Origin of the sequence: Pseudomonas sp. FSL W7-0098 (assembly GCF_005930585.1) — a bacterium.
Classification (GTDB): domain Bacteria; phylum Pseudomonadota; class Gammaproteobacteria; order Pseudomonadales; family Pseudomonadaceae; genus Aquipseudomonas; species Aquipseudomonas bubulae.
Genome location: NZ_RXHW01000004.1, coordinates 315930 through 340594 on the forward strand (window position 1 = coordinate 315930; position 24665 = coordinate 340594).

The window sequence follows — 24665 nt, forward strand, 5'->3', positions numbered from 1 at the left end:
GCCTAGCAGTTAACCTTGCAAAGTTTCCAAGGTCAGATCCAGGCACTTACGCGCCTTGGTCACCAGCTCGTCGATCTCGTCCTTGCTGATCACCAATGGCGGCGAGATGATCATGGTGTCACCCACGGCACGCATGATCAGACCGTTATCAAAACAGAACTGCCGGCAGATCATGCCGACACCACGGCCTTCGTAACGCTTGCGTGTGGCTTTGTCCTGTACCAGCTCAATGGCACCCAGCATGCCCACACCACGCACTTCGCCCACCAACGGGTGATCGTTCAGTTCACGCAGACGCTTTTGCAAATACGGTGCCGTTTCGGCATGCACCTTCTCGACAATTTTTTCTTCGCGCAGGATGCGGATGTTTTCCAGTGCCACGGCAGCGGCTACCGGGTGACCCGAGTAGGTGAAGCCGTGGTTGAAATCGCCGCCCTCATTCAGCACCGCCACCACTTCGTCGCGCACGATCAGGCCGCCCATCGGGATGTAGCCCGAGGTCAGGCCCTTGGCGATGGTCATCATGTCCGGCTTGAGGTCGTAGAAATCACTGCCGAACCACTCGCCGGTGCGACCAAAACCACAAATCACTTCATCGGCCACGAACAGGATGTCGTACTTGGCCAGGATTTCCTTGATGCGTGGCCAGTAGGTGGCTGGCGGCACGATCACACCGCCCGCGCCCTGGATCGGCTCGGCAATAAAGGCACCGACAGTGTCGACGCCCAGTTCGAGGATTTTTTCTTCAAGCTGATTGGCCGCCCAGATACCGAACTCTTCCGGGGACATATCGCCACCTTCACCGAACCAGTACGGCTGCGGGATGTGGGTAATGCCCGGAATCGGCAAATCGCCCTGTTCGTGCATGTAGGTCATGCCGCCCAGGCTGGCACCGGCCACGGTAGAACCGTGGTAGCCGTTTTTGCGGCTGATGATGGTCTTTTTATTCGGCTGGCCCTTGATCGCCCAGTAATGGCGAACCATGCGCAGCATGGTGTCGTTGCCCTCAGAGCCTGAGCCGGTGAAGAACACATGGTTCATGCCTTCAGGTGCGATCTCGGCGATGGCTTTGGACAGTTCAAGGACCGGCGGGTGGGCGGTCATGAAAAACAGGTTGTAGTACGGCAGTTCACGCATTTGCTTGCTGGCCGCTTCAGCCAGCTCGTCACGGCCATAGCCGATGGCAACACACCACAGGCCGGCCATGCCGTCGAGAATCTTGTGGCCTTCGCTGTCCCACAGGTACACGCCCTTGGCGTGAGTGATGATGCGTGGGCCGACTTCTTTCAACTGTTTGAAGTCACTGAACGGTGCCAGGTGGTGATCGTTGCTCAGTTGTTGCCATTCGAGGGTTTGCGGGTTCTTGTTGGTCATACGGCTCTCCTTTAGTCAGTAGAGGAGGGGCGGCGCCTTCCTGGCTCGCCCCTCCAGCGTGTCAGACGGCGAACAGCAGGAATTCCCGCTCCCACGAACTGATGACGCGCTTGAAGTTTTCATGTTCGGCACGTTTGACTGCCACGTAGCCGGTGATGAACTTGGTGCCCAGATACTTCTCGACCGTCTTGCTGTTTTCCATACGCTCCAGGGCGTCTTCAATGGTCAACGGCAAGCGCAGGTTGCGGCGCTCGTACCCACGGCCCACTACCGGCGCACTCGGGTTGATGCCTTCGACCATGCCGATGTAGCCACACAGCAGGCTGGCGGCAATAGCCAGGTACGGGTTGGCATCGGCGCCCGGCAGGCGGTTTTCGACACGACGGTTCTGCGGCCCGGCATCCGGTACGCGCAAACCCACGGTACGGTTCTCCTCGCCCCACTCCACGTTTACCGGTGCCGAGGTATCAGGCAAGAAACGGCGGAACGAGTTCACATTCGGAGCAAACAGCGGCAACAGTTCTGGAATGAACTTCTGCAGCCCGCCGATGTGGTTCAGGAACAGGTCGCTCATGGTTCCATCTTCATTGGAGAAGATGTTTTTGCCGGTGTTGATATCGATGATGCTCTGGTGCAAATGCATGGCACTGCCAGGCTCGCCGGTCATGGGTTTGGCCATGAACGTGGCGGCGACATCGTGCTTGAGCGCGGCTTCGCGCATGGTGCGCTTGAACACCAGAATCTGGTCGGCCAGGGACAGTGCGTCGCCGTGACGGAAGTTGATTTCCATCTGCGCCGTGCCGTCTTCGTGGATCAACGTGTCCAGATCCAGCTTTTGCAGTTCGCACCAGTCGTATACGTCTTCGAACAACGGGTCGAATTCGTTGGCCGCTTCAATGGAGAAGGACTGACGACCGGTTTCCGGGCGGCCGGAGCGGCCCACAGGCGGCTGCAACGGGTAATCCGGGTCGTCACTGCGCTTGGTCAGGTAAAACTCCATCTCCGGCGCCACAATCGGCTGCCAGCCGTGGTCGGCGTAGAGCTTGAGCACCTTTTTAAGCACGTTGCGCGGCGACAGCTCGATCGGGTTGCCCTGCTTGTCGTAGGTATCGTGAATCACCTGAGCAGTTGGCTCAATTGCCCACGGCACCACAAAGACTGCGTTCTGATCGGGACGGCAGACCATGTCGATGTCGGCCGGATCGAGGAGTTCGTAATAGATGTCGTCTTCGACATAGTCGCCCGTTACGGTTTGCAGCAATACGCTCTCGGGCAGGCGCATGCCCTTTTCGGCAATGAACTTGTTGGTCGGCGAGATCTTGCCGCGAGTAATCCCGGTAAGGTCGGCGATCATGCATTCGACTTCTGTGATCTTGTGGTCTTTCAACCAATCGGTGAGCTGGTCGAGGTTGTTACTCATAAATGCCTCTGGGCTGAGTGTCCTGACTTGAATAAGTCAGGCGTTTACTGACGCATCTGCGTCGCGTTGTGTTGCGCGCCGTCTGCAGGCATCTCCAAATGCCTGGAAGATGGCGAGGTAAATCGGGTTGGAGCTTACCTGCCATTCGGGGTGCCACTGAACCGCCAAAGCAAAAGCCTTGCCGTCTTTGACCGACACGGCTTCGACCAGACCGTCCGGTGCAAGGGCTTCTGCGCGTAAACCGGGGGCCAGGCGATCGATACCCTGGGTATGAATCGAGTTGACCTCGAACTCCGTGGGCAAGCCCAAAGCTGCCAACACTCCGCCGGGCTGGACGTGCATGGCGTGGCTCGGTGCATATTGCACCTCAACAGGGGCACTGGGGTCTTCGCGATGTTCGATAAAACCTTCGACTTCATGCAATTTCTGGTGAAGTGAGCCACCCAGAGCTACATTCAACTCCTGAAAGCCGCGGCAAATGCCGAGCACCGGAACGCCCGCTGCCAATGCAGCACGAATCAGGGGAAGGGTGGTGCGATCACGCTCGGGATCATGCAGCGTGTCTGGTGCGCTGGCGGGGCCGTGATACAAGTGGGGTTCAATATTGGAAGGCGACCCGGTAAAGAGCAGGCCGTCCAGACCGTCAATAATATCGGTCGGATCAATCAGTTCCGCCAGTGACGGAATGATCAGGGGCAAGCCTTTGGCGGCCACTGCAACTGCTCGCACGTACTTATCGCCAGTGATGTGATAAGGATGCAAACCGATCTGCTTGGTGCAGGCGGTGACGCCGATTAACGGCAGGCGTGACATGTAACACCCCGGTATTATTGCTGTTATGGGTTTGAATCGAGCTTAGCCTTGTTCATTTTTTTACACAACACCCCCGTAAAAAATACAACACGGCCCGCTCAAGCCTGCGGGCGCCACCCGTCAAAACAGAACAAATACGCCCCAAAAAGCGTCAAAAATGGCCTTCCGGCGCTTTTTAAGGGCAAAAAAGAGGCTGCTTGACTTCGGTATGCCGTTCGGGTTGACTGAATCCCGTAGCGCTCAATGATTGATATTTTTAACAACAAAGGTGTTGCATCATGTCGGTACCCCCGCGTGCCGTTCAGCTTAACGAAGCGAACGCGTTCCTTAAGGATCATCCTGAGGTTCTGTACGTAGACCTTCTCATTGCGGATATGAATGGTGTGGTGCGCGGCAAGCGCATCGAACGCACCAGCCTGCACAAGGTTTACGAGAAAGGCATCAACCTGCCTGCCTCTCTGTTTGCACTGGATATCAATGGCTCAACGGTGGAAAGCACCGGCCTGGGTCTGGATATCGGTGACGCAGACAGAATCTGTTATCCCATCCCCGACACCCTGTGCAACGAACCCTGGCAAAAGCGCCCTACCGCGCAATTGCTGATGACGATGCACGAACTTGAAGGTGAACCTTTCTTCGCCGACCCTCGCGAAGTACTGCGTCAAGTTGTTACCAAATTTGACGAACTGGGCCTGACCATTTGCGCCGCTTTCGAGCTGGAGTTCTACCTGATCGACCAGGAGAACGTTAACGGTCGCCCGCAGCCACCCCGTTCGCCGATCTCCGGCAAACGCCCGCATTCGACTCAGGTTTACCTGATCGACGACCTCGATGAATACGTCGACTGCCTCCAGGACATTCTGGAAGGTGCCAAAGAGCAAGGCATCCCGGCTGACGCCATCGTTAAAGAAAGTGCCCCGGCGCAGTTCGAAGTGAACCTGCACCACGTTGCCGACCCCATCAAGGCCTGCGACTACGCGGTACTGCTCAAGCGTCTGATCAAAAACATCGCCTACGACCATGAGATGGACACCACATTCATGGCCAAGCCTTATCCGGGCCAGGCGGGCAACGGGCTACACGTTCATATTTCGATTCTGGACAAAGACGGCAAAAATATTTTTGCCAGCGAGGATCCCGAGCAGAACGCCGCATTGCGTCACGCGATCGGCGGTGTGCTCGAGACCCTACCGGCACAGATGGCGTTCCTTTGCCCCAACGTGAACTCCTACCGTCGTTTCGGCGCACAGTTCTATGTGCCCAACTCGCCGTGCTGGGGCCTGGACAACCGTACCGTGGCCATTCGCGTTCCGACCGGCTCGGCCGACTCGGTACGGATCGAACACCGGGTTGCCGGTGCCGATGCCAACCCGTATCTGTTGATGGCCTCTGTGCTGGCCGGTGTTCACCACGGTCTGACCAACAAGATCGAACCGGGCGCACCCGTCGAAGGCAACAGCTACGAGCAAAACGAGCAAAGCCTGCCGAACAACCTGCGCGATGCATTGCGTGAGCTGGATGACAGCGAAGTGATGGCCAAATATATCGACCCGAAATACATCGATATTTTTGTCGCCTGTAAAGAGAGCGAGCTGGAAGAGTTTGAACACTCCATCTCCGATCTCGAATACAACTGGTACTTGCATACCGTGTAAGCGATTGCAGTCCACGAAAAACGCCGCCGGCCTTACAGCCCGCGGCGTTTTTTCATGCTCACAGGTCTACAATGCCGGCTGCCCTTGAGGAGACGCTGATGTCCAGCCGCGCCACACCCCGAAAGCCACGCGCTCGCAGCCAGGGCCGCATCGACACGATACTTGACGCTGCCCGCACGCTGCTGACGGCGCAGGGCGTATCCAGCCTGTCGATTTACAACGTGGCAGAGCACGCACAAATCCCGCCATCGTCGGTCTATCACTTTTTCGCGGGCGTACCCGCGCTCCTTGAGGCGCTGACCGGTGATATTCACGCAGCCTTCCGCGCCTGTCTGCAGGCGCCGATCGAGCATGATGCGTTGAAAGACTGGCGTGATCTTTCGCACATTGTTGAACACCGAATGCTGACGATCTACAACGAAGATGCAGCCGCCCGGCAGTTAATTCTCGCCCAGCATGGCCTTACCGAAGTCACACAAGCCGACCGCCAGCACGACCTTGAGCTGGGGCAATTGATGCACGCGCTGTTTATGCGCCACTTTGAATTGCCAGCACTGCCACAGGACGTGGACGTGTTTGCCCTGGCGATGGAGCTGGGCGACCGCGTGTATGCACGCTCCATCCAGCTGCACGACAGCATCACCCCGCGTATGGCCGAAGAAGGCATGCGCGTGGTGGATGCTTATCTGGGGTTGTATTTGCCGCCGTTTTTGCCGAAACGCAAGAGCCCGACGGTAAACCTGTAGATACTCTGTTGCAGGTCAAGCCCTATTGTGGGAGCGAGCCTGCTCGCGAACGACCTTCGCGAGCAGGCTCGCTCCCACAGTTGCAGTGTTCATGCCGCTGCGCTCGTCAGCGGCTACACGTCATCCCGCGCCCATCAGAACGGAGCATCACCCAAAATCGTTGCACGGTGCATCACACGGCGGTTCGGACGGTAATCGTCCACGGCGTAATGCTGGGTTACGCGGTTATCCCAAAACGCCACATCGTTCTCCTGCCAGCGCCAGCGAATGGTGTATTCCGGGCGGGTGGCATGGGCAAACAGCAACTTCAGGATCGCTTCGCTCTCTGCTTCAGACAGTTCATTGATGCGCGTGGTGAAACCTTCGTTGACGAACAACGACTTGCGCCCGCTTACCGGGTGGGTGCGGATAACCGGGTGCGACAGCGGCGGGTTATTTTTTCGGGTCTGTTCCCAGCGTGCCAAATCTTCCGGGGTCGAACCAAAGCGCTCCAGCGGGAATGACTTGGTGAAATCGTGGGTTGCGGTCAGCCCATCGAGCAGCACCTGCAACGGTTTCGACAACCCTTCAAAAGCGGCAATACCGCCTGCCCACAAAGTGTCACCACCAAAAGCCGGCAGTTGCTTGGCACTCAATACCGCGCCCATGGCCGGGGTTGGCAAAAAGGTCACGTCGGTGTGCCATACCGCGTTGTCACGCACGTCGGTCACGGCGGTGTCCAGCACCAGCACTTCCGGCTGGCCAGGCACGTTGGGGTAGATCGGGTGAATATGCAGGTCGCCAAAATTGGCGGCAAAACGGGCCTGCTGCTGCGGTGTAATCGACTGGTTCTTGAAAAACACCACATGATGCTCAAGCAATGCTTGCTCGATGGCATCACGGTGCTCAAGGCTCAGCGGTTGAGTCAGGTCGACACCCTCAATCTGGGCGCCCAGGGCAGAGCTAATCGGGGTAATGGTCAGGCTCATGATCTCTCTCTTAATCAGCGCGCCGATTAATCAGCGTCGAGTTCTGTTGTTAGTGAGCCTGGCCGTGCCACGGCACCAGCTTGCGTTGCAGGGCGCGCAGGCCCATTTCCATGGCAAAGGCGATGATGGCTATCACCAGAATCCCCAGTACCACCACATCGGTCACCAGGAACTGCGCGGCGGACTGCACCATAAAACCCAGGCCACTGGTGGCGGCGATCAGTTCGGCGGCCACCAGCGTCGACCAGCCCACGCCCAGACCGATACGCACACCGGTCAAGATATCCGGCAAGGCGCTCGGCAAAATCACATGGCGAATCAACTGCCAGCGCGTCGCACCCAACGACTGCGCAGCACGGACCTTGGCCGGGTCAACGGTACGCACGCCGGTGGCGGTGGCAATCGCGATCGGGGCGAAAATCGCCAGGTAAATCAGCAGCACTTTCGACAGCTCGCCAATACCGCACCAGATCACGATCAGTGGCAAATAGGCCAATGGCGGGATTGGGCGATAGAACTCGATCAGCGGATCGAAAATCCCCCGCGCAATGCGGTTGTGGCCAATGGCGATGCCCACCGGCACTGCTGTCAGAATCGCAAAGCCCAGACCCAGGCCGATACGGCTCAAGCTCGCGCCCAGGTGCTGCCACAGGGTGGAATCCATATAGCCCGTGGTCGCCAGCAGCCAGCCTTTTTGCAACACGGCAGAGGGCGGCGGCAGAAACAGGGGTTCAATCAGCCCGGCAGCGGTAACGGCCCACCATACGGCGATCAGGGTGACGAGGGTCAGCACGCTGATCCAGCGTGTGCTCAGGCTGCGCTTGACCGGGCGTGGGGTGTGGGGCGCGGCAACCGGGTTGGCGGCGACTGCTTCATAACTGCTCATGCGCGCTCCTGCCGCTGGGCGGCACCGCGTTGTGAAAACACGCGATCAAGCACGTGCTCACGGGTTTCAATAAAGCGAGGGTCGGACTTGATCGAACGTGCCGATTCGCCAGCGTTGTAGCGCTGGCCAAAATCCAGGCTCAGACGCTCAACAATGCGGCCGGGGTTGGGCGCCAGCAAAATCAGGTCAGTGGCCAGAAACACCGCTTCTTCAATGTCGTGGGTAATCAGAAATACCGGCTTGTCGGTACGTCGGCACACTTGCAGCAACAGTTCCTGCATCTGCTCACGGGTGAACGCATCGAGGGCACCGAAGGGCTCATCCATCAGCAATACGCGAGGGTCGGCAGCCAGCGCGCGGGCCAGGCCCACCCGCTGTTTTTGACCGCCAGACAGCTCCCATACGCGGCGCTTTTCAAAGCCGGACAAATCCACCAGCGAAAGCATTTCACGGGCACGGGCTTCGCGCTTGTCCCGTGGCACACCGGCCAGCTCAAGGCCGAAAGCCACGTTGGCCAGTACGTCTTGCCAGGGCAGCAACACATCGTCCTGAAACACCACACCGCGCTCGGCACTCGGGCCGTGGACGGGTACGTTGTCGAGGGTAATTCGACCAGCGCTGGGCTCGACGAAGCCAGCGATCAGGTTCAACAAGGAGGTCTTGCCGCTGCCCGACGGGCCAAGTGCGACCAGCAGTTGCTGTGGCCCGAGGCTGACGGAAATATCCGACAGCACCGGCTCAGCGGCGCCCGGGTACTGTGCGCTGATGCGCTCCAGTGTTAACAAGGCCATGACGGTCGACTCCTCAGCGGCGTTGATTATTGAGTAACAAAAGTGGCGTTGACCGACGGCGCGTAGTCCGGCAGTACAGCGTCGACTTTTTTCTGCTCTTTCAGGAAGGCAGCAGTGTCGGCCAGGGCTTTGGTAGTCGGTGCGCCCAGCAATACCACCTGATCAGCCGCCAACGGGTAGACGTTGCCTTGCAGCAGCAGCGGGATATCGGCGGCCTTGGCGCCCGAGAGCTTCACAACCTTGTCGATATTGCCCTGATTGGCCAGCCAGGCTTTTGGGTCCTTGTGGTAGTCGGCGTAGGCATCCAGAGTCACTTTGGCGAACTGCTTAACGACTTCCGGGTGCTTGGCGGCGTAGTCCTTGCGCACGATCCAGGCATCAAAAGTCGGCGCACCGAGCTTGCCCAGCTCACCGGAAGTGATCAGCACTTTGCCGTTCTCTTTGGCAGTGCCCAAAGCCGGGTCCCATACGTAGGTGGCGTCAATATCGCCACGCTTCCAGGCCGCGACAATGGCAGGCGGTGCGAGATTCAGAATCTGTACTTTCGAAGGGTCGATGTTCCAGTGCTTCAATGCAGCCAACAGGCTGTAGTGACCGGTGGACACAAACGGCACGGCTACTTTTTTGCCGACCAGGTCCTGCGGGCCGTTGATACCGGAGCCGTTACGGGCGACCAGGGCTTCCGAACCGCCCAACTGAGTGGCGATCAAAAAGGTTTCGACCGGTACGTTACGGGTCACGGCGGCGGTGAGCGGGCTCGAACCCAGGTAGGCAATCTGCACATCACCCGAGGCAATGGCCGCAATGATGTCTGCGCCGTTATCGAATTTGCGCCAGTTGATCTTGGCGTCGGTGGCTTTTTCGTAAGCACCGTCGGCCTGGGCGACTTTGGCCGGGTCAACGGTGGTTTGGTAAGCCACGGTGACATCCGAGCTGGCAGCCTGCGCGAAGAAGCTGGCACCCGCCAGAGACAAAGCAGCCAAAAGGCGTAGGGGAGAGTGCAGTTTCATCAGGTAGCTCCTCGGCAGGTGGCCGGATATCGGCTGGATGCGAGGTTAAATGATCTAAGAATCAGTAAATAAATAACTTTTAAGCATTAGCTTATGTAGTTACGCAACATACAGGCGCGCACCCGCGCCCTAACTGCCAGGGCGTTTTAGCCAGCGGGTGATTAGGTCGAATGTTTAAGAACAAAAGGCTATTAAAAGATTCATGAAATTATGTTTAGAAATTAGACAAAAGACCGATAGCATTCCCACGCGCGCGTGTAGGAGAAACCCTGCTATATGCCTATTTGATCTGAAAAGATCAGAAACAATTCTTTTTAGGTTTATTAAATAGTCATTAATCTGCGCACAAACGACGAATGATTAGACAAAGGTCGTAGCCATGATGGGTTGCGATTGACTTGCCGGTCACCGTCTGGCGCTAATCGCGCATCTGCAGCACCCAGGCATCAGATCCGGGGCTGAGGAACTACAAAAATTAGAAACGCAAAGGAGCAACACAATGCACAAGTCCACCTTGGCCATCGCTGTGGCCGTAGGATTGTTGGCACAACAAGCCAGCGCTGCCGGCTTTATCGAAGACAGCAAGGCCACGCTGAAGCTGCGTAACTTCTATATCAATAACGATAACCGTGACTCGGGCACCAAAGCTGCCGGTGCGCAAAGCAAGACTGAAGAATGGGGCCAGGGCTTCCAGCTGGACTTCACTTCGGGCTTCACCCAGGGCACAGTCGGTTTCGGTATTGATGCCATTGGCCTGTTGGGCGTCAAGCTCGACTCCAGCGCTGGCAAACACGGCAACCCTACCGGCGCAAACTATGGCGGTTCGGTGTTCCCAAGCGATGGCAACCACGCTGTAGACGATTTCTCCAGCCTGGGCCTGACCGCAAAAGCCAAAGTGTCCCAGACCGAACTGCGCATCGGTACCCTGCAGCCTAAACTGCCGGTTATCGTTAGCAACGATGGTCGCATGCTGCCGCAAACCTTCCAGGGTGGCCAGATCACTTCCAGCGAGTTCAAGGACCTGACCTTCACCGGCGGCCAGATCGAGCACGCCAAGGGCCGTAACTCGAGCAACAACGAAGGCCTGTCGATTGCCGGCGCGAACAATTCCATTACGGGCAAGTTCGTTAACAAGTTCTACTACGGCGGTGTGGACTACAAGGTCAACAAAGACCTGTTGCTGCAGTACTACTACGGCAACCTGGAAGATTTCTACAAACAAAACTTCCTGGGCCTGGTTCACAACTGGTCCATCGGTCCGGGCGTGTTGAAATCTGACCTGCGCTACTTCAACAGCACCGACGACGGCAAGAACGGCCACGACTCTGCGTATTACACCACCGGTGATTACGCCAACAGCTCTGCAGGTAGCGGCAAGGGCAAGGTCGACAACAACCTGATCAGCGGCCTGTTCCTGTACACCGTTGAAGGTCACACCTTTGGTGGCGGTTATCAGGTGAGTAACGGCAGCAGCGACTTCCCGTTCCTGAACCAGGGCGACGGTGCATCGGCGTACATCCCTACCGATATGCAGATCTCGAAGTTCGCCCGTGCTGGCGAGCGTACCTGGCAGGCGCGTTACTCGTATGACTTCGCCAAAGTCGGCGTACCTGGCCTGACGGCGGGCGCGGTTTACCTGCGTGGCGACAATATCGACACCTACAACAGCAAAAATGTGCAAACCAGCAATGGCTCTTCCGAGTGGGAACGCGATATCACCGTGGCTTACGTGATCCAGGAAGGCACGCTGAAAAATCTGGGCTTCATGTGGAAAAACGCCATGTGGCGCAACGATATTGCTGGCCAGCGCGACCAGGACGAAAACCGTCTGATCGTGAGCTACTCGATCCCGTTGCTGTAAGCGTGATTTAGTACAAAGTAAGAAAAATCCTGCCCGGCGCAATGCCGGGCAGGGTGTTTACCGCAGACCTCAACGGTCAATTCGCAACACATTAATAGTCGCAGCTCCCTGCCGCTCCCCTTGCCTAAACCAGAACCCACAGTGGCCCCACGCCTGGGCTGCGTCCAATGAAACAGTTTTTAATATCTCTTTTGGTTCTAATCAAATCGATATTTATTCTTTTTAATTATCTCCTGATGCATGCAGAGTGACTCCATCACGCCCCGCCATTGCCAATAAAAAGGAGCTGCACCATGAGCCTCAGACTCGGCGACATCGCCCCCGATTTCGAACAGGATTCCAGCGCCGGCAAGATCCGTTTCCATGAATGGCTGGGCGACAGCTGGGGCGTGTTGTTTTCGCACCCGGCGGACTTCACCCCGGTGTGCACCACCGAACTGGGTTTTACCGCCAAGCTCAAGGACGAGTTTGCCAAGCGCGGCGTCAAAGCCATCGCACTGTCGGTAGACCCGGTGGACTCACACCACAAGTGGATCGAGGACATCAACGAAACCCAGAATACCGTGGTCAACTTCCCGATCCTGGCCGATGCCGATCGCAAGGTGTCTGACCTCTACGACCTGATTCACCCCAATGCCAGCGACACCCTGACCGTGCGCTCGTTGTTCGTGATTGATCCGAACAAAAAAATCCGCCTGACCATTACCTACCCGGCCAGCACCGGGCGCAACTTCAACGAAATTTTGCGGGTGATCGACTCGTTGCAACTGACCGACAGCCACAAAGTGGCCACCCCGGCCAACTGGCAGGACGGTGACGAGGTCGTGATCGTGCCGTCGCTCAAGGACGAAGACGAAATCAAGCGTCGCTTCCCCAAGGGCTACCGCGCCGTTAAGCCCTACCTGCGCCTGACGCCCCAGCCGAACAAGTAAAACCAACCTCATACCCTGTGGGAGCGGGCTTGCTCGCGATGATGGCGTCGCGGTTTTTTCTGATACACCGCGCCGATCCCATCGCGAGCAAGCCCGCTCCCACAAACATGCAACCGTGTCTTCAACAGGGTTTTTGGCCGTTTCGACGGCCTTTTTTTTGCTTTCGATTTAACAAAAAGGCATATGCATTTTAAGAATAAACAAATGAATAAATATGATTTATAGATATATAAATCACCTGTTATGGTCTGTTCACTCAAGCGAAAACGCTGACAGCGAATTGCACATATTCATTCAAGGAAACGTCTAGATGCTGGTCGTGACACTCGGAGGAAGCCCAAGCCAACGTTCCCGCTCAGGAGTGTTGCTGGACCACGCCAAACGCTGGCTCAACCAGCAAGGCGTTGAAGTGGTGAGCTATCAGGTACGCGACTTTCCGGCCGAGGACTTGCTGCACGCACGCTTCGACAGCCCGAAAATCATCGACCTGCTGCAACAGATCGAAAACGCCGATGGCCTGGTGATTGCCACCCCGGTGTACAAAGCCTCGTTCAGCGGCGCCCTGAAAACCGTGCTCGACCTGCTGCCCGAACGCGCCCTGAGCCACAAAGTGGTACTGCCTATCGCCACCGGTGGCAGCATCGCCCACATGCTGGCCGTGGACTACGCCCTCAAGCCAGTACTGTCGGCACTCAAGGCCCAGGAAATGCTTCAGGGCATTTTTGCCGAAGACAGCCAGATTGCTTACGGCGAAGGCGGCGCACAAGCGCAACTGGTGCCGATTCTGGAACAGCGCCTGCAAGAGTCACTCGAACAGTTCTACAGCGCCCTGGCGCGACGCCCCAAGCCTCTGGACCCGAGCATCCTCAACGAGCGCCTGGTGACGGCTCGCTGGAGTATCTGAAACAGCATTTTTCCCACCGATAAAAGCTCCACCACCTTACTGATCCGCTAACGGCCCAGCAGGTGCTACCCGAATCCCGAACAACAAAAAAGGAGAGCGCCATGCGCCCTGTCATTTTGCGTCGTGGTCTGGTCGCACTCTTAGCTGCGGCTGTGTCCTTCGGTGCTGTTACCCAGGCCCAAGCCGATACCCTGCGCATCGGTTATCAGAAATACGGCACGCTGATGCTGCTCAAGGCCAAAGGCACGCTGGACAAGCGCCTGGCCGAGCAGGGCGTTGACGTGCAATGGACCGAATTCCCCGGTGGCCCGCAATTGCTTGAAGGCCTGAACGTGGGCTCCATCGACTTCGGCGTGACCGGCGAAACCCCGCCCGTGTTCGCCCAGGCCGCCGGCGCCGACTTGCTCTACGTCGCCTACGAGCCACCAGCCCCCACCAGCGAAGCGATTCTGGTGCCCAAGGATTCGACCATCACCTCGGTCAAAGACCTCAAAGGCAAAAAAGTCGTCCTCAACAAAGGCTCCAACGTGCACTACCTGCTGGTGCGCGCCCTTGAAGACGCCGGCCTTAAATACACCGATATCCAGACCGTGTTCCTGCCCCCCGCCGATGCCCGTGCTGCCTTTGAACGCGGCAGTGTCGATGCCTGGGTAATCTGGGACCCGTACCAGGCAGCAGCCGAACAACAGCTGCAAGCGCGCACACTGCGTGACGCCAGTGGCATCGCTGACAACCATCAGTTCTATCTGGCTACCAAGCCTTATGCCGAACAGCACCCCAAGGTGATCGAAACCCTGGTCGATGAAGTACGCACTATTGGCGAATGGGCCAAGGCCCACCCCGAGGACGTGACAAAACAAGTCGCACCACTGCTGGGCCTGTCTCCTGAGATCACCCTCACGGCGGTCAAACGCCAGGGCTACGGCGCACAGTTTCTGACCCCGGAAGTGGTCAACGCGCAGCAAAAAATCGCCGACAGTTTTTACCAGCTCAAGCTGATCCCCAAGCCGCTGGTTGTGAAAGACGTGATCTGGACGCCCCCGGCCAATCTGGCCAAAGCCAACTAACGCTTGCTGCCCCTAATTAGGAGACCACTCCATGAGCCTCAATATTTTCTGGTTCCTGCCTACCCACGGTGATGGCCATTACCTTGGCACCTCCGAAGGCGCCCGCGCCGTTGACTACGGTTACCTGCAACAAGTCGCGCAGGCTGCTGACCGCCTGGGCTTTGGCGGTGTACTGATTCCTACAGGTCGTTCGTGCGAAGACTCATGGCTGGTGGCGGCCTCGCTGATTCCGGTAACCCAGCGCCTGAAATTTCTCGTAGCCCTGCGCCCGGGCATTGTGTCGCCCACCGTTGCAGCGCGTCAGGCCGCGACCCTGGACCGTTTGTCCGGTGGCCGCGCCCTGTTCAACCTGGTCACCGGCGGCGACCCGGAAGAGCTGGCCGGTGATGGTTTGTTCCTCAGCCACGAAGAGCGTTATCAGGCCTCGGTAGAGTTCACCCGCATCTGGCGCCGTGTGCTTGAAGGCGAAACCGTGGACTACGATGGTGAACACATCACCGTCAAAGGCGCCAAGCTGCTTTACCCGCCGATTCAGCAACCGCGGCCACCGCTGTATTTCGGCGGGTCTTCGGAAGCCGCACAGGATCTGGCCGCCGAACAAGTGGAAATGGTTCTGACCTGGGGCGAGCCACCGGCTGCCGTTGCAGAAAAAATCGAACAGGTGCGCGCCAAGGCCGCCAAATTGGGCCGCACCGTACGTTTCGGCATTCGTTTGCACGTAATTGTGCGTGAAACCAACGAGGAGGCTTGGAAGGCCGCCGACAAACTGATCTCGCATCTGGACGACGACACCATCGCCCGTGCCCAGGCCTCGCTGTCGCGCTTTGACTCGGTGGGCCAGCAGCGTATGGCCGCCCTGCACGGCGGCAGCCGCGACAACCTCGAAGTCAGCCCTAACCTGTGGGCAGGCGTGGGCCTGGTACGGGGCGGCGCTGGTACGGCGCTGGTCGGGGATGGCCCGACCGTGGCCGCACGGGTTCAGGAATACGCCGACCTGGGCATCGACACCTTTATTTTCTCCGGTTACCCGCACCTGGAAGAGTCCTACCGTGTGGCCGAGTTGTTGTTCCCGCACCTGGATATCGAACGCCCGGAACTGCCAAAAAGTGCAGTCTACGTGAGCCCGTTTGGCGAAATGGTCGCCAATGACATCCTCCCTAAAGCCGCGTCGCAGAGCTGAGGTCGCCATGAGTTCAGGCAAGGCCTCGGGCCTCAAAAACATCGGTCACACCCTGGCGCCCTGGGCCTTGCCGGTCTTGCTGCTGGCAGTGTGGCAGCTGTCCGTGTCAGCGGGCTGGCTGTCGACACGCATCCTGCCCGCCCCCAGTGCCGTGATCACGGCCGGCGTCGAGCTGGTGCGCAGTGGCGAAATCTGGAAACACCTGGCCATCAGCGGCTGGCGCGCCGGGCTCGGCTTTGTGATCGGTGGCAGCATCGGTCTGGCGCTGGGCTTTATCACCGGCCTGTCGAAATGGGGTGAACGCCTGCTCGACAGCTCGGTGCAAATGATCCGCAACGTGCCGCATCTGGCGCTGATTCCGCTGGTCATCCTGTGGTTCGGCATCGACGAGTCAGCGAAGATTTTTCTGGTGGCGCTGGGGACTTTATTCCCGATCTACCTCAACACTTACCACGGCATCCGCAACGTTGACCCGGCGCTGGTGGAAATGGCGCGCAACTATGGCCTGTCCGGTTTCAGCCTGTTCTGGCAGGTGATCTTGCCGGGCGCGCTGCCGTCGATCCTGGTGGGTGTGCGCTTTGCCCTGGGCTTTATGTGGCTGACCTTGATCGTGGCCGAAACCATCTCCGCCAGCTCCGGCATTGGCTACCTGGCGATGAACGCCCGGGAGTTCCTGCAAACCGACGTGGTGGTGCTGGCGATTGTTTTGTACGCAGTGCTCGGCAAACTGGCCGACACCGCAGCCCGGGGGCTGGAGCGCATCTGGTTGCGCTGGCACCCGGCGTATCAAGTGGTTAAAGGCGGTGCAGCATGACAGCTCAACAACCTCCACGTTTGCGCCAGGGCATACCGCTGGCCATCAACGGCTTGCAGAAGGCCTTCGGTGAGCGCCTGGTGCTACGTGATATCAACCTGCATATCCCGGCAGGGCAGTTTGTCGCCATCGTAGGCCGCAGCGGGTGCGGCAAAAGCACCCTGATGCGTTTGCTGGCCGGCCTGGATCAGCCCACTGCAGGCCAGTTGCTGGCCGGTAGTGCGCCCCTGCAAGAGGCCCGTGAAGATACGCGCCTGATGTTTCAGGAAGCGCGTTTACTGCCCTGGAAAAAAGTCATCGACAACGTGGGCCTGGGCCTTAAAGGCGACTGGCGGCCAAAGGCGCTCAAGGCACTGGAAGAAGTCGGCCTGGCCGAGCGCGCCAATGAATGGCCGGCAGCACTCTCGGGCGGTCAGAAGCAGCGCGTGGCCCTGGCCCGCGCCCTGATCCACCAACCGCGCCTGCTGCTGCTTGACGAGCCGCTGGGCGCGCTGGATGCCCTGACCCGCATCGAAATGCAGCAACTGATTGAACGCCTGTGGCGCCAGCATGGTTTTACCGTATTGCTGGTGACCCATGACGTGAGTGAAGCCGTCGCGATTGCCGACCGTGTCATTTTGATTGAAGAAGGCCAGGTAGGGCTGGACCTCACGGTCGACCTGCAACGCCCACGGCTACGCGGCTCGCATCGCCTGGCGGCACTGGAAACCGAAGTACTGAACCGTGTTCTTGCACTGCCTGGCTCGCCACCTGAGCCGGAACCCGTTGCACCGCTGCCTACGCAACTGCGCTGGGCGCAATAAACCCACTTTCTATCCCAAGACAGGAATCGACACCATGACCATTAAAGCCATCAACGTTCGCAACCAGTTCAAAGGCCACATCAAGGAAATCGTACTGGGCGACGTGCTGTCGGAAATCGACGTACAAACGGCGTCGGGCATCGTGACTTCGGTGATCACCACCCGCTCGGTCAAGGAGCTGGAGCTGGTGGTCGGTAGCGAAGTGATCGCGTTCGTAAAATCCACTGAAGTGTCCATCGCCAAGTTGTAAATCATGGGTGATTCACAGCCCCGAACGGTGTAAGCCCTTCGGGGTTTTTTGTGCCTGAAAATCGCCCTCAAATCCTGGGGGTCATGACTGTGGCCGCTCATCAGCGATAAACAGCGCAACAAATTCTTGGCCGCCTGAATGCGCTGCTCGGCACAGGCCAGCAGGGCAGATACAGAGGCGCGGGGATCGATCAATAAAACGTGGGAACCGACGGGATTGTCGGTTTGGGGAACGTACTGGGACATGCTTTAACTCCTAAGAAAAGGAGCCACCTCAATCAGCTTGCACGCAGAAAGAGGGTAGCAATTGTGCGCGGGTGTGCAAGACCGGTCCCAGATAACCCGGCAGACCCGAAGATCTCCCGCGCACAACCGCCATAACGCCGATTGCAGGCGCAGAGCCTACCAAGCGAAATGAAAAGTTGGAAATCTGAGAGTCAGGCTTGCACGCCTGATCGCTGATGTTCAGCGATGGAGCGGACTATAGGCAGCCCGCCTGGGCATCACAATGGGGTAACGCGGGTGAAAGCCCGATCCCACATAAGTGCGCGCAAGGTCTGTAGAAATCGCAGCGCCTGCATCGCGAGCAAGCCCGCTCCCACAGGTTTGACGAGCATCCACACATGGTGAGAACACCCAAAACCTGTGGGAGCGGGCTTGCTCGCGATGGCATCAGCCCGGTGACTCAGGCCGTCACAGCAGCCTGAATCACCACCAAACCAATCAGCGCACCAAATGCAAAAACTGCAGATGGCGTTCGTACTGGTCGAGGATGTCGTTGATGATCTGCTCTTTGGTGTAGCCCGTCAGGTCGTAGTCCTGGCTGCCTTCGGCCAGATGCACTTCAGCACGGTAGTAACGGCGATTACGCAGTTGCTCCTTTTTGCCGAAGCCACCCCGGGCGAAGGACGGCGTGAAGTAGCCACGCATCTGCACCTGGTAGATAAACGGATGTTCATCCCCATGACCGATTTCCAGGCTCACGTTGTCGTTGGCCGGGTCTGGCTGGGTGACAACGTTAAGGCCTTTCTCCCGGAACACAGCGCTCACTTCTTCAATCGCCGGGCGCACGGTGGTGTCCATAAAGCGGTACACCTCGTCCCGCGACGGGAAGTGCACGGCCTGGCTCAAACGCTGGCGCCAGCCACCACGACGCGAGTGAGAAACCGGCGCCAGGGAGTGGGTCTGCGCAATCTTCTTCTGCGACTCAAGGTAGAACGCCTTGTGCAGGCCCCACATCATCAGCAGCAAAATCAGCGAGAACGGCAACGAGGTCAGCACTACCGCTGACTTGAGCGCATCGATACTGCCCGAGAACAGCAGCGCACTGGTGACCAGCGCAGTCATCGCGCCCCAGAACACCCGCAGCCATTTCGGGCCGTCTTCGTCCGCGTTATTGCCACGGGCCGAGAGGGTGGACAGCACCACAGTACCGGAGTCAGCCGAGGTCACGAAGAACACGAAGCTGATAAACACCGTCACCGCGATAACGGTCTTGCTCCACGGGTAGGTCTCAAGCAGCAGGTACAGCGTACGCGACGGGTCATCGATAGCCGACTGGCCAAGGGCTACCATGCCGTGGTTGAGCACCTGGTCGATGGCGCTGTTGCCGAAAATAGACATCCACGCCAGGGTAAAGCCCAGCGGAATCAGCAGCACGCCGAACACGAACTCGCGGATGGTCCGGCCACGGGAAATACGCGCAATAAACAGGCCTACAAAGGGCGACCATGCGATCCACCAGGCCCAATAGAACACGGTCCAGCCGCCCAGCCAGTCACTTGGCTTGTCGTAGGCATACACATCGAAACTCTTGGTGGGCAGTGCACCCAGGTAGTCACCGATGTTCTGCACCAGAGTGTTGAGCAAGTGCTGGGTGGGGCCGGCGAACAACACAAACAGCAGCAGGGCACAGGCCAGCAGCATGTTGATGTCGGACATCACCCGCACGCCCTTGTCGACACCGGCAATGGCCACCAGAATCGCGGCGCCCATCATCAACGTGATCAGGCCCACTTGCACCCATTGGGTATGGGGCATGCCGAACAGGTAGTCGAGGCCGGAATTGAGATGCAGCACCCCAAAGCCCATGTCGGCGCCCAGACCGAATACCGTGGCAATGATACCGAAACCATCCACCGCATAACCGATGGGGCCGTTGATGCGCTTGCCGATCAGCGGGTAGAGCGCCGAGCGCAGCGCCAGCGGCAGGTTATGCCGGTAGGCGAAGTAGGCCAGTGCCATGCCGACGAACGCGAACACACCCCAGCCGTGCAGGCCCCAGTGCAGGAACAGCAGCTGCATGCCCTGGCGCGCAGCCTCGGCATTGCCGGCCGGGCCCTGCGGCGGGTTGAGCATATGGGTGAGGGGTTCGGACACACAGAAGAAAAATAGCGTGATGCTGATCCCGGCGGCGAACAACATGCCCGCCCAGGACAGGTAACTGAACTCGGGTTCGTCGTGGTCGGCACCGAGCTTGATCTTGCCGTAGCCGGACAAGGCGGTGACGACCACGAAGATCAGATACAGGGTCATCGCTAACATGTAGTACCAGCCGACCGTGTTGGCCGCCCAGTTTTGTGCGGCCAGCAGCCATTCGCCGGCAGCGGCAGGCATGGCGATGACCACCACACCGAAGATCAGGATAAACGCGGCGGCAAAGTAGAACACCGGCGGGTTCATGCGGATCGAGGACGTCTCGGACGTGATCGGTACACTCATTGGATGTGCACCTTATAGAGGTAAAACGGGATCAAAAAGAGCGGATTCGGCAAGGGTTAGCCTCCTGTTGTGAGCGGGCAGCGGACCACCGGTTTAACTTGAACAAGCATTCAAGTTAAACATGGATGGCCTTTCAGCACTAATCGCTGCCCGCAGCTGCACGCCTGATACGTTAGCTCATGGCAAGGTATGACACATGGCCATGATCATCGTTCAGCCGTTATAGCGTGGGGCTATCAGGGGAGGCGGGGGTGGTTGAAGGAGAAAGATTTTATGGCCGTGAAAAAAATTTCAAATCCAGGCAAATGCCGGATGACATCAAGCAAAACATCAGCAAAACCGCCGCCCCAACTCACGCATGCTCATTTCATATTTTCAGGGCTCAAGGATCAATCCTCAGTCGCCCCCCACCGCCACTGTAATGTCCGCCATTGTCGTACCCGGCGGCTGTAGTTGGTGGCCGTCCGCCACCTCCGCGGCGTCTTCGACGGCGGGCAGGTGGTTGTGTTGGCATCTGGACAGGAGGTAATGGCATTACAATCTTTGGAGGAGGAGAGGTGGGGGCAGGTGCGGGGTAATAGGGAACCACTGGCTTGCCAAAAATATACGCCTTAACTTGTGTTATCGAGCCGCCAAAAATCTTAACCAGTTTGGCTGATCCTAACTTAACGATGGCGCCAGAGTTTTCAATAGACTCAATGCGTCTGATCCAACGAGCAGCCATTTGTCGGCCCTCACTGGAAGCTGAAATAGACGCAATATGCATAAAAATATAAGTCTCTGCCGCAAGCTCCAACTCGGCCTGAGTATTACCGGCCGAGTCCAGCACCCGCTGCCAATATTCTTCGCGTTTACCCTCCGGTAAAATAGTAAATACGGAGTTAAGCGTCCATGCATCTGCTGTGTAGCCAGCAGAGATAAATACATCACTATGAAACTTCCAAACTTCTTGATAATTAATATCTCGAACTACTTCCAGCTGTTCGTCTTCAATTTGACTTTTCAACACCTTCAAATACTCACTCGCCATTTCGCGGAGTATTTCTTGAGTTTTACTTTCATCAACAGGCATACCTTGAGCGGCAGCAACCTCCTTCATATAGTTCATCGCCACTATCCCGGCAACTGTGTTTTGCTCTGCAACACCTAACGCCAAAGTCGCATAGGTATATCCTTTCCCACTCAGATAGTGATACAGAAAACCTGGATTTGTTTCACGCAAATAACCTTCAGCGAACTTTAAATTTCCTGAGTCTAGTTTCCCAACATAAATCAACCTTCATTATTTTTTGTGAACATCAATAAATTGATCAACATCTCTTTTTATAATTTTCCAATTTGAGACCATGTAAGCTTGATAATAAATACTCACCGTCGAGCCGATACCATCGTTAATCCACTTTTGATCACAGGTATAGGGTTCATCTTCACGCATGAACTTGCACTCTATAATGACCTGCTCCGCAGCCTTGGCATCAGTCCAATAGAGCGAGACTCTGCCTTGGCCTATATAGCCTGAGTCGGTTGCATTTAATTCATAAAACAACCCTAACGCTTCATCAAAGTTGTCTCGCTGATCATCGGAAACTTTACGCTGCCTAATTATGAAATCGATCATAGAGGCTGCATTGACCTCACGAGTTGGACCTGGGTACAGAGACACACTGATAAATCCAGGGCGGATCTCCATACTGTAAGCAGGCTCCATGCTAGGCCATAACAACTCGAACCCCAAACTAACTAAATTTGCATCACACCCCTTTTTATTATTTATAAACCCCTTTTCCCAGGAGCTTTTCCCTTCATATTCTGGCCAAAAAAACATATAAGCTCTGGAAATTTCAAATACTGTTCCTGATAATTTTCCACACGCCAGGGCATAGGTTCGTTCATGAGGTTGCTTACCGTCTATAATCCAGAACCAGTGAAAACTGGAAGCAATAACTACCAGCGACGACTTAACCAGTGCCGACCATACATAGAGATAAATAAGTGCTAAAAACGGCATAACAATAAACATGGCTTAATCTTCTCGCACCGCCAGCCCCGAACATGCGATATTAAAAACCTTATATATCGTGCATATTCAAACGTTAGACCCGGTATCAAAATATAACCACAGCGAAGCCGCCGTACTTAATGTCGGATATTTCCGTAACTAATAATTTTATGTAGGAGAGGGTTAAACCGGGCGTGAACTGCGCGCCCCCGTTTAAAAAACAGACAAGTCCAGCGGCCGAATCGCGCCCATCCAGATTGCATGGTCGGTGTGGTCCAGCAGGTCATTGCCGGTATCGGGATGCATAAACACCACCAAACCGTGCCGGTAGAGCGCCAGCCACGGCAGGACGACTCCGATCAGTTCAGGGCCGAAAGCCAGTTGGCAGCTCCAGTCCGGGTGCGGGCCCACCGGGCGCTCGTGGACGCGGCCCATGGTGACGCCAAACAGTTGCCTGGCCTCTTCGCACAAGGCGCGCGCCTGATCGATGGTCGAAGCGTCGAAGTAGACATGGGCGTGGTAGCCCTTGATTCGCTGCATAAGTACCTCTTGCCCTCACCCCGCCCTCTCCCGGAGGGAGAGGGGCTGCTTTAAAGCGCCAGCAACCGGCGCAATTCAGCCAGCGCCGGTGCAGTATCCGGACGCACCCCGCGCCACAGATAAAACGCCTCGGCGGCCTGTTCGGCCAGCATGCCCAAACCATCCATCACCTGACCCGCGCCATGCCCGCTGGCCCACACGCAAAACGGCGTCGGCTCCTTGCTATACATCATGTCGTAGCACAGGGTTTTACCCGGCTCGATCAGGCTGCTGGCAATGGGGGGCAGTTCGCCGCTCAGGCTGGCCGAGGTGGCATTGATAATCAGGTCGACCGGCTCGTGCAGCCAGTCAAAACCGCTTGCAGCCACCGGGCCCAGGTCGCTGAACAACTCGGCCAGCAACTCGGCTTTTTCAACGGTGCGGTTAGCGATGGTGACCGAGGCCGGCCCTTCAGCCAGCAGCGGCTCCAGCGCACCCCGCACCGCACCGCCCGCGCCCAGGATCAGGATGCGCTTACCCTTGAGGCTGAAACCGGCATTGACCGTCAGGTCGCGCACCAGCCCTGCACCATCGGTGTTGTCCCCCAGCAAAACGCCATCGGCCAATTTGCTCAGGGTGTTGACCGCTCCTGCTCGCTGGGCCCGAGCTGTCAGTTGATCCGCCAGGCGGTAGGCGTCTTCTTTGAAAGGCACTGTCACATTGGCGCCACGCCCCTGCAGGAAAAACTCCGTTGCGCAGCCAGCAAAATCATCCAGTGGTGCCAGCAAGGTGTCGTACTGCATGGCCTGGCCAGTTTGCTCGGCAAACAGGCGATGCAGCACCGGGGATTTGCTGTGGGCAATCGGGTTACCAAAAACAACGTAACGGTCCATCAGGCAAGCTCCTCGGGCAGTGTCAGGCGTTGGCCAACCAGTCGCGGTCTTGCAGGAAGTAATCCGTCAGGCGCGCTTCCGGGCTTTCCGGTTCCGCTTTCCAGTCATAAGCCCAGCGCACTTGCGGTGGCAGGGACATCAGGATCGACTCGGTGCGACCGCCCGATTGCAGGCCAAACAGGGTGCCACGGTCATAGACCAGGTTGAATTCCACATAGCGTCCACGGCGGAATTCCTGGAATTCACGCTGCTGGGCAGTGTATTCGTCGTTTTTGCGGCGCTGAACGATCGGCAGGTAGGCGTCGATATAGGCATCACCAATGGCGCGAATAAAAGCGAAACAGGTGTCGAAATCCCACTCGTTCAGGTCATCAAAAAACAGGCCGCCAATACCACGGGGCTCATTGCGATGCTTGATATGGAAGTAGGTGTCGCACCACGCCTTGTAGCGCGGGTACACATCGGCACCAAATGGCGCACAGGCCTGCTCGGCCACGCGGTGCCAGTGCACGCAGTCTTCTTCAACGCCATAGTAAGGGGTGAGGTCAAAGCCGCCACCGAACCACCAGACCGGTTCTTCGCCTTCTTTCTCTGCGATGAAAAAACGTACGTTGGCGTGGGAAGTTGGCACATGCGGGTTGTGCGGGTGGATCACCAGCGACACACCGAGGGCTTCAAAGCCACGGCCCGCAAGTTCAGGGCGATGAGCACTGGCCGACGGTGGCAGGCCGCTGCCAAAGACATGGGAAAAGTTGACCCCGCCTTTCTCGATGACGTGGCCGTTTTCGATTACACGGGTACGACCGCCACCACCCGCCGGGCGCTCCCAGGCGTCTTCAACGAACTGGGTGCCGCCGTCTTCCGTTTGCAATGCGTTGCAAATGCGGTCTTGAAGGTCGAGCAGGTAGGCTTTTACAGCCTCGGTGCGAGTAGTCATGACATCACCTTAAATCGGGCAAAGCGACGCGGCGTGCGGGGCCGGCGGCAAAGGGGGGCTAGCATAACACCGCACTCCGGCTCACCGCAGTTGACGAAGATCACGCTTCAGCGTTGGATGGTG

23 protein-coding genes are annotated in these 24665 nt (G+C 57.5%); 10 read left to right on the top strand and 13 right to left on the bottom strand.

What is annotated here, in order from left to right; all coding sequences use genetic code 11:
- Positions 1–9 precede the first annotated feature (9 nt).
- The 3 genes from FHL07_RS09650 to FHL07_RS09660 all read right to left on the bottom strand — a co-directional run bounded on the left by FHL07_RS09650 (position 10) and on the right by FHL07_RS09660 (position 3607).
- The gene (locus FHL07_RS09650) at positions 10–1374 is read right to left on the bottom strand and encodes an aspartate aminotransferase family protein (RefSeq protein ID WP_094999615.1); all 1365 of its coding nucleotides are present in this window, start codon (positions 1372–1374) and stop codon (positions 10–12) included.
- A gap of 61 nt (positions 1375–1435) precedes the next feature.
- Positions 1436–2794, bottom strand: coding sequence for a glutamine synthetase family protein (locus tag FHL07_RS09655; RefSeq protein WP_094999614.1), 1359 nt, complete (start codon positions 2792–2794; stop codon positions 1436–1438).
- Between the two features lie 36 nt (positions 2795–2830).
- On the bottom strand, positions 2831–3607 hold the full coding sequence (locus FHL07_RS09660; protein WP_095017911.1) for a gamma-glutamyl-gamma-aminobutyrate hydrolase family protein: 777 nt from the start codon (positions 3605–3607) through the stop codon (positions 2831–2833).
- Between the two features lie 278 nt (positions 3608–3885).
- Between FHL07_RS09660 and FHL07_RS09665 the strand changes: the two genes are divergently transcribed.
- Positions 3886–5262, top strand: coding sequence for a glutamine synthetase family protein (locus FHL07_RS09665; RefSeq protein WP_094999612.1), 1377 nt, complete (start codon positions 3886–3888; stop codon positions 5260–5262).
- A 98-nt stretch (positions 5263–5360) separates the two neighbouring features.
- Positions 5361–6008 (top strand): TetR/AcrR family transcriptional regulator, encoded by a 648-nt coding sequence (locus FHL07_RS09670; protein ID WP_094999611.1) that lies wholly within the window; start codon positions 5361–5363, stop codon positions 6006–6008.
- Positions 6009–6142: 134 nt separating this feature from the next.
- Here the strand turns inward: FHL07_RS09670 and tauD are convergent, their stop codons facing one another.
- The 4 genes from tauD to tauA are packed head-to-tail and all read right to left on the bottom strand — an operon-like array spanning position 6143 to position 9663.
- Entirely contained in the window at positions 6143–6976 is an 834-nt protein-coding gene (gene tauD / locus FHL07_RS09675) for a taurine dioxygenase (protein WP_138738415.1), read from the bottom strand.
- 49 nt (positions 6977–7025) lie between these two features.
- Entirely contained in the window at positions 7026–7862 is an 837-nt protein-coding gene (gene tauC / locus FHL07_RS09680) for a taurine ABC transporter permease TauC (RefSeq protein ID WP_094999609.1), read from the bottom strand.
- Positions 7859–8653, bottom strand: coding sequence for a taurine ABC transporter ATP-binding subunit (tauB, locus tag FHL07_RS09685; RefSeq protein ID WP_094999608.1), 795 nt, complete (start codon positions 8651–8653; stop codon positions 7859–7861). The genes tauC and tauB overlap by 4 nt, the downstream gene beginning before the upstream one ends.
- A gap of 26 nt (positions 8654–8679) precedes the next feature.
- Entirely contained in the window at positions 8680–9663 is a 984-nt protein-coding gene (gene tauA, locus FHL07_RS09690) for a taurine ABC transporter substrate-binding protein (RefSeq protein WP_094999607.1), read from the bottom strand.
- Positions 9664–10162: 499 nt separating this feature from the next.
- Between tauA and FHL07_RS09695 the strand changes: the two genes are divergently transcribed.
- The 8 genes from FHL07_RS09695 to FHL07_RS09730 all read left to right on the top strand — a co-directional run bounded on the left by FHL07_RS09695 (position 10163) and on the right by FHL07_RS09730 (position 17474).
- On the top strand, positions 10163–11524 hold the full coding sequence (locus FHL07_RS09695; protein WP_094999606.1) for an OprD family porin: 1362 nt from the start codon (positions 10163–10165) through the stop codon (positions 11522–11524).
- A 293-nt stretch (positions 11525–11817) separates the two neighbouring features.
- Positions 11818–12456, top strand: coding sequence for a peroxiredoxin (locus FHL07_RS09700; RefSeq protein ID WP_083369699.1), 639 nt, complete (start codon positions 11818–11820; stop codon positions 12454–12456).
- A 310-nt stretch (positions 12457–12766) separates the two neighbouring features.
- Positions 12767–13360 (top strand): NADPH-dependent FMN reductase, encoded by a 594-nt coding sequence (gene ssuE, locus FHL07_RS09705; protein ID WP_094999605.1) that lies wholly within the window; start codon positions 12767–12769, stop codon positions 13358–13360.
- Between the two features lie 101 nt (positions 13361–13461).
- Entirely contained in the window at positions 13462–14427 is a 966-nt protein-coding gene (locus FHL07_RS09710; RefSeq protein ID WP_095017915.1) for a sulfonate ABC transporter substrate-binding protein, read from the top strand.
- A 31-nt stretch (positions 14428–14458) separates the two neighbouring features.
- Entirely contained in the window at positions 14459–15607 is a 1149-nt protein-coding gene (gene ssuD, locus FHL07_RS09715) for an FMNH2-dependent alkanesulfonate monooxygenase (RefSeq protein ID WP_138738416.1), read from the top strand.
- A 7-nt stretch (positions 15608–15614) separates the two neighbouring features.
- On the top strand, positions 15615–16421 hold the full coding sequence (gene ssuC / locus FHL07_RS09720) for an aliphatic sulfonate ABC transporter permease SsuC (protein ID WP_016782831.1): 807 nt from the start codon (positions 15615–15617) through the stop codon (positions 16419–16421).
- Positions 16418–17224, top strand: a complete 807-nt coding sequence (gene ssuB / locus FHL07_RS09725) for an aliphatic sulfonates ABC transporter ATP-binding protein (RefSeq protein WP_095017916.1) — start codon at positions 16418–16420, stop codon at positions 17222–17224. Before ssuC ends, ssuB begins: the two co-directional genes overlap by 4 nt.
- Positions 17225–17258: 34 nt before the next feature.
- Positions 17259–17474 (top strand): TOBE domain-containing protein, encoded by a 216-nt coding sequence (locus FHL07_RS09730; RefSeq protein WP_003444581.1) that lies wholly within the window; start codon positions 17259–17261, stop codon positions 17472–17474.
- Positions 17475–18196: 722 nt separating this feature from the next.
- Here FHL07_RS09730 and betT read toward each other — a convergent pair.
- The 6 genes from betT to hemF all read right to left on the bottom strand — a co-directional run bounded on the left by betT (position 18197) and on the right by hemF (position 24542).
- Positions 18197–20194: a choline transporter BetT gene (gene betT, locus FHL07_RS09740; protein ID WP_094999601.1), complete on the bottom strand. Its 1998-nt coding sequence runs from the start codon at positions 20192–20194 to the stop codon at positions 18197–18199.
- A gap of 382 nt (positions 20195–20576) precedes the next feature.
- Positions 20577–21416, bottom strand: coding sequence for a hypothetical protein (locus FHL07_RS09745; RefSeq protein WP_130872217.1), 840 nt, complete (start codon positions 21414–21416; stop codon positions 20577–20579).
- A 60-nt stretch (positions 21417–21476) separates the two neighbouring features.
- Positions 21477–22214, bottom strand: a complete 738-nt coding sequence (locus tag FHL07_RS09750) for a hypothetical protein (RefSeq protein ID WP_138738417.1) — start codon at positions 22212–22214, stop codon at positions 21477–21479.
- A gap of 192 nt (positions 22215–22406) precedes the next feature.
- Positions 22407–22733, bottom strand: a complete 327-nt coding sequence (locus tag FHL07_RS09755) for a DOPA 4,5-dioxygenase family protein (RefSeq protein WP_138738418.1) — start codon at positions 22731–22733, stop codon at positions 22407–22409.
- 50 nt (positions 22734–22783) lie between these two features.
- Positions 22784–23605: a shikimate dehydrogenase gene (gene aroE / locus FHL07_RS09760; protein WP_138738419.1), complete on the bottom strand. Its 822-nt coding sequence runs from the start codon at positions 23603–23605 to the stop codon at positions 22784–22786.
- 22 nt (positions 23606–23627) lie between these two features.
- Entirely contained in the window at positions 23628–24542 is a 915-nt protein-coding gene (gene hemF / locus FHL07_RS09765) for an oxygen-dependent coproporphyrinogen oxidase (protein WP_094999596.1), read from the bottom strand.
- Positions 24543–24665: the final 123 nt, after the last annotated feature.

Excerpts from the sequence above, each read along its gene's own strand:
- FHL07_RS09650 (WP_094999615.1), bottom strand. The coding sequence starts at position 1,374 with ATGACCAACAAGAACCCGCAAACCCTCGAATGGCAACAACTGAGCAAC.
- FHL07_RS09655 (WP_094999614.1), bottom strand. The coding sequence starts at position 2,794 with ATGAGTAACAACCTCGACCAGCTCACCGATTGGTTGAAAGACCACAAG.
- FHL07_RS09660 (WP_095017911.1), bottom strand. The coding sequence starts at position 3,607 with ATGTCACGCCTGCCGTTAATCGGCGTCACCGCCTGCACCAAGCAGATC.
- FHL07_RS09665 (WP_094999612.1), top strand. The coding sequence starts at position 3,886 with ATGTCGGTACCCCCGCGTGCCGTTCAGCTTAACGAAGCGAACGCGTTC.
- FHL07_RS09670 (WP_094999611.1), top strand. The coding sequence starts at position 5,361 with ATGTCCAGCCGCGCCACACCCCGAAAGCCACGCGCTCGCAGCCAGGGC.
- tauD (WP_138738415.1), bottom strand. The coding sequence starts at position 6,976 with ATGAGCCTGACCATTACCCCGATTAGCTCTGCCCTGGGCGCCCAGATT.
- tauC (WP_094999609.1), bottom strand. The coding sequence starts at position 7,862 with ATGAGCAGTTATGAAGCAGTCGCCGCCAACCCGGTTGCCGCGCCCCAC.
- tauB (WP_094999608.1), bottom strand. The coding sequence starts at position 8,653 with ATGGCCTTGTTAACACTGGAGCGCATCAGCGCACAGTACCCGGGCGCC.
- tauA (WP_094999607.1), bottom strand. The coding sequence starts at position 9,663 with ATGAAACTGCACTCTCCCCTACGCCTTTTGGCTGCTTTGTCTCTGGCG.
- FHL07_RS09695 (WP_094999606.1), top strand. The coding sequence starts at position 10,163 with ATGCACAAGTCCACCTTGGCCATCGCTGTGGCCGTAGGATTGTTGGCA.
- FHL07_RS09700 (WP_083369699.1), top strand. The coding sequence starts at position 11,818 with ATGAGCCTCAGACTCGGCGACATCGCCCCCGATTTCGAACAGGATTCC.
- ssuE (WP_094999605.1), top strand. The coding sequence starts at position 12,767 with ATGCTGGTCGTGACACTCGGAGGAAGCCCAAGCCAACGTTCCCGCTCA.
- FHL07_RS09710 (WP_095017915.1), top strand. The coding sequence starts at position 13,462 with ATGCGCCCTGTCATTTTGCGTCGTGGTCTGGTCGCACTCTTAGCTGCG.
- ssuD (WP_138738416.1), top strand. The coding sequence starts at position 14,459 with ATGAGCCTCAATATTTTCTGGTTCCTGCCTACCCACGGTGATGGCCAT.
- ssuC (WP_016782831.1), top strand. The coding sequence starts at position 15,615 with ATGAGTTCAGGCAAGGCCTCGGGCCTCAAAAACATCGGTCACACCCTG.
- ssuB (WP_095017916.1), top strand. The coding sequence starts at position 16,418 with ATGACAGCTCAACAACCTCCACGTTTGCGCCAGGGCATACCGCTGGCC.
- FHL07_RS09730 (WP_003444581.1), top strand. The coding sequence starts at position 17,259 with ATGACCATTAAAGCCATCAACGTTCGCAACCAGTTCAAAGGCCACATC.
- betT (WP_094999601.1), bottom strand. The coding sequence starts at position 20,194 with ATGAGTGTACCGATCACGTCCGAGACGTCCTCGATCCGCATGAACCCG.
- FHL07_RS09750 (WP_138738417.1), bottom strand. The coding sequence starts at position 22,214 with ATGTTTATTGTTATGCCGTTTTTAGCACTTATTTATCTCTATGTATGG.
- FHL07_RS09755 (WP_138738418.1), bottom strand. The coding sequence starts at position 22,733 with ATGCAGCGAATCAAGGGCTACCACGCCCATGTCTACTTCGACGCTTCG.
- aroE (WP_138738419.1), bottom strand. The coding sequence starts at position 23,605 with ATGGACCGTTACGTTGTTTTTGGTAACCCGATTGCCCACAGCAAATCC.
- hemF (WP_094999596.1), bottom strand. The coding sequence starts at position 24,542 with ATGACTACTCGCACCGAGGCTGTAAAAGCCTACCTGCTCGACCTTCAA.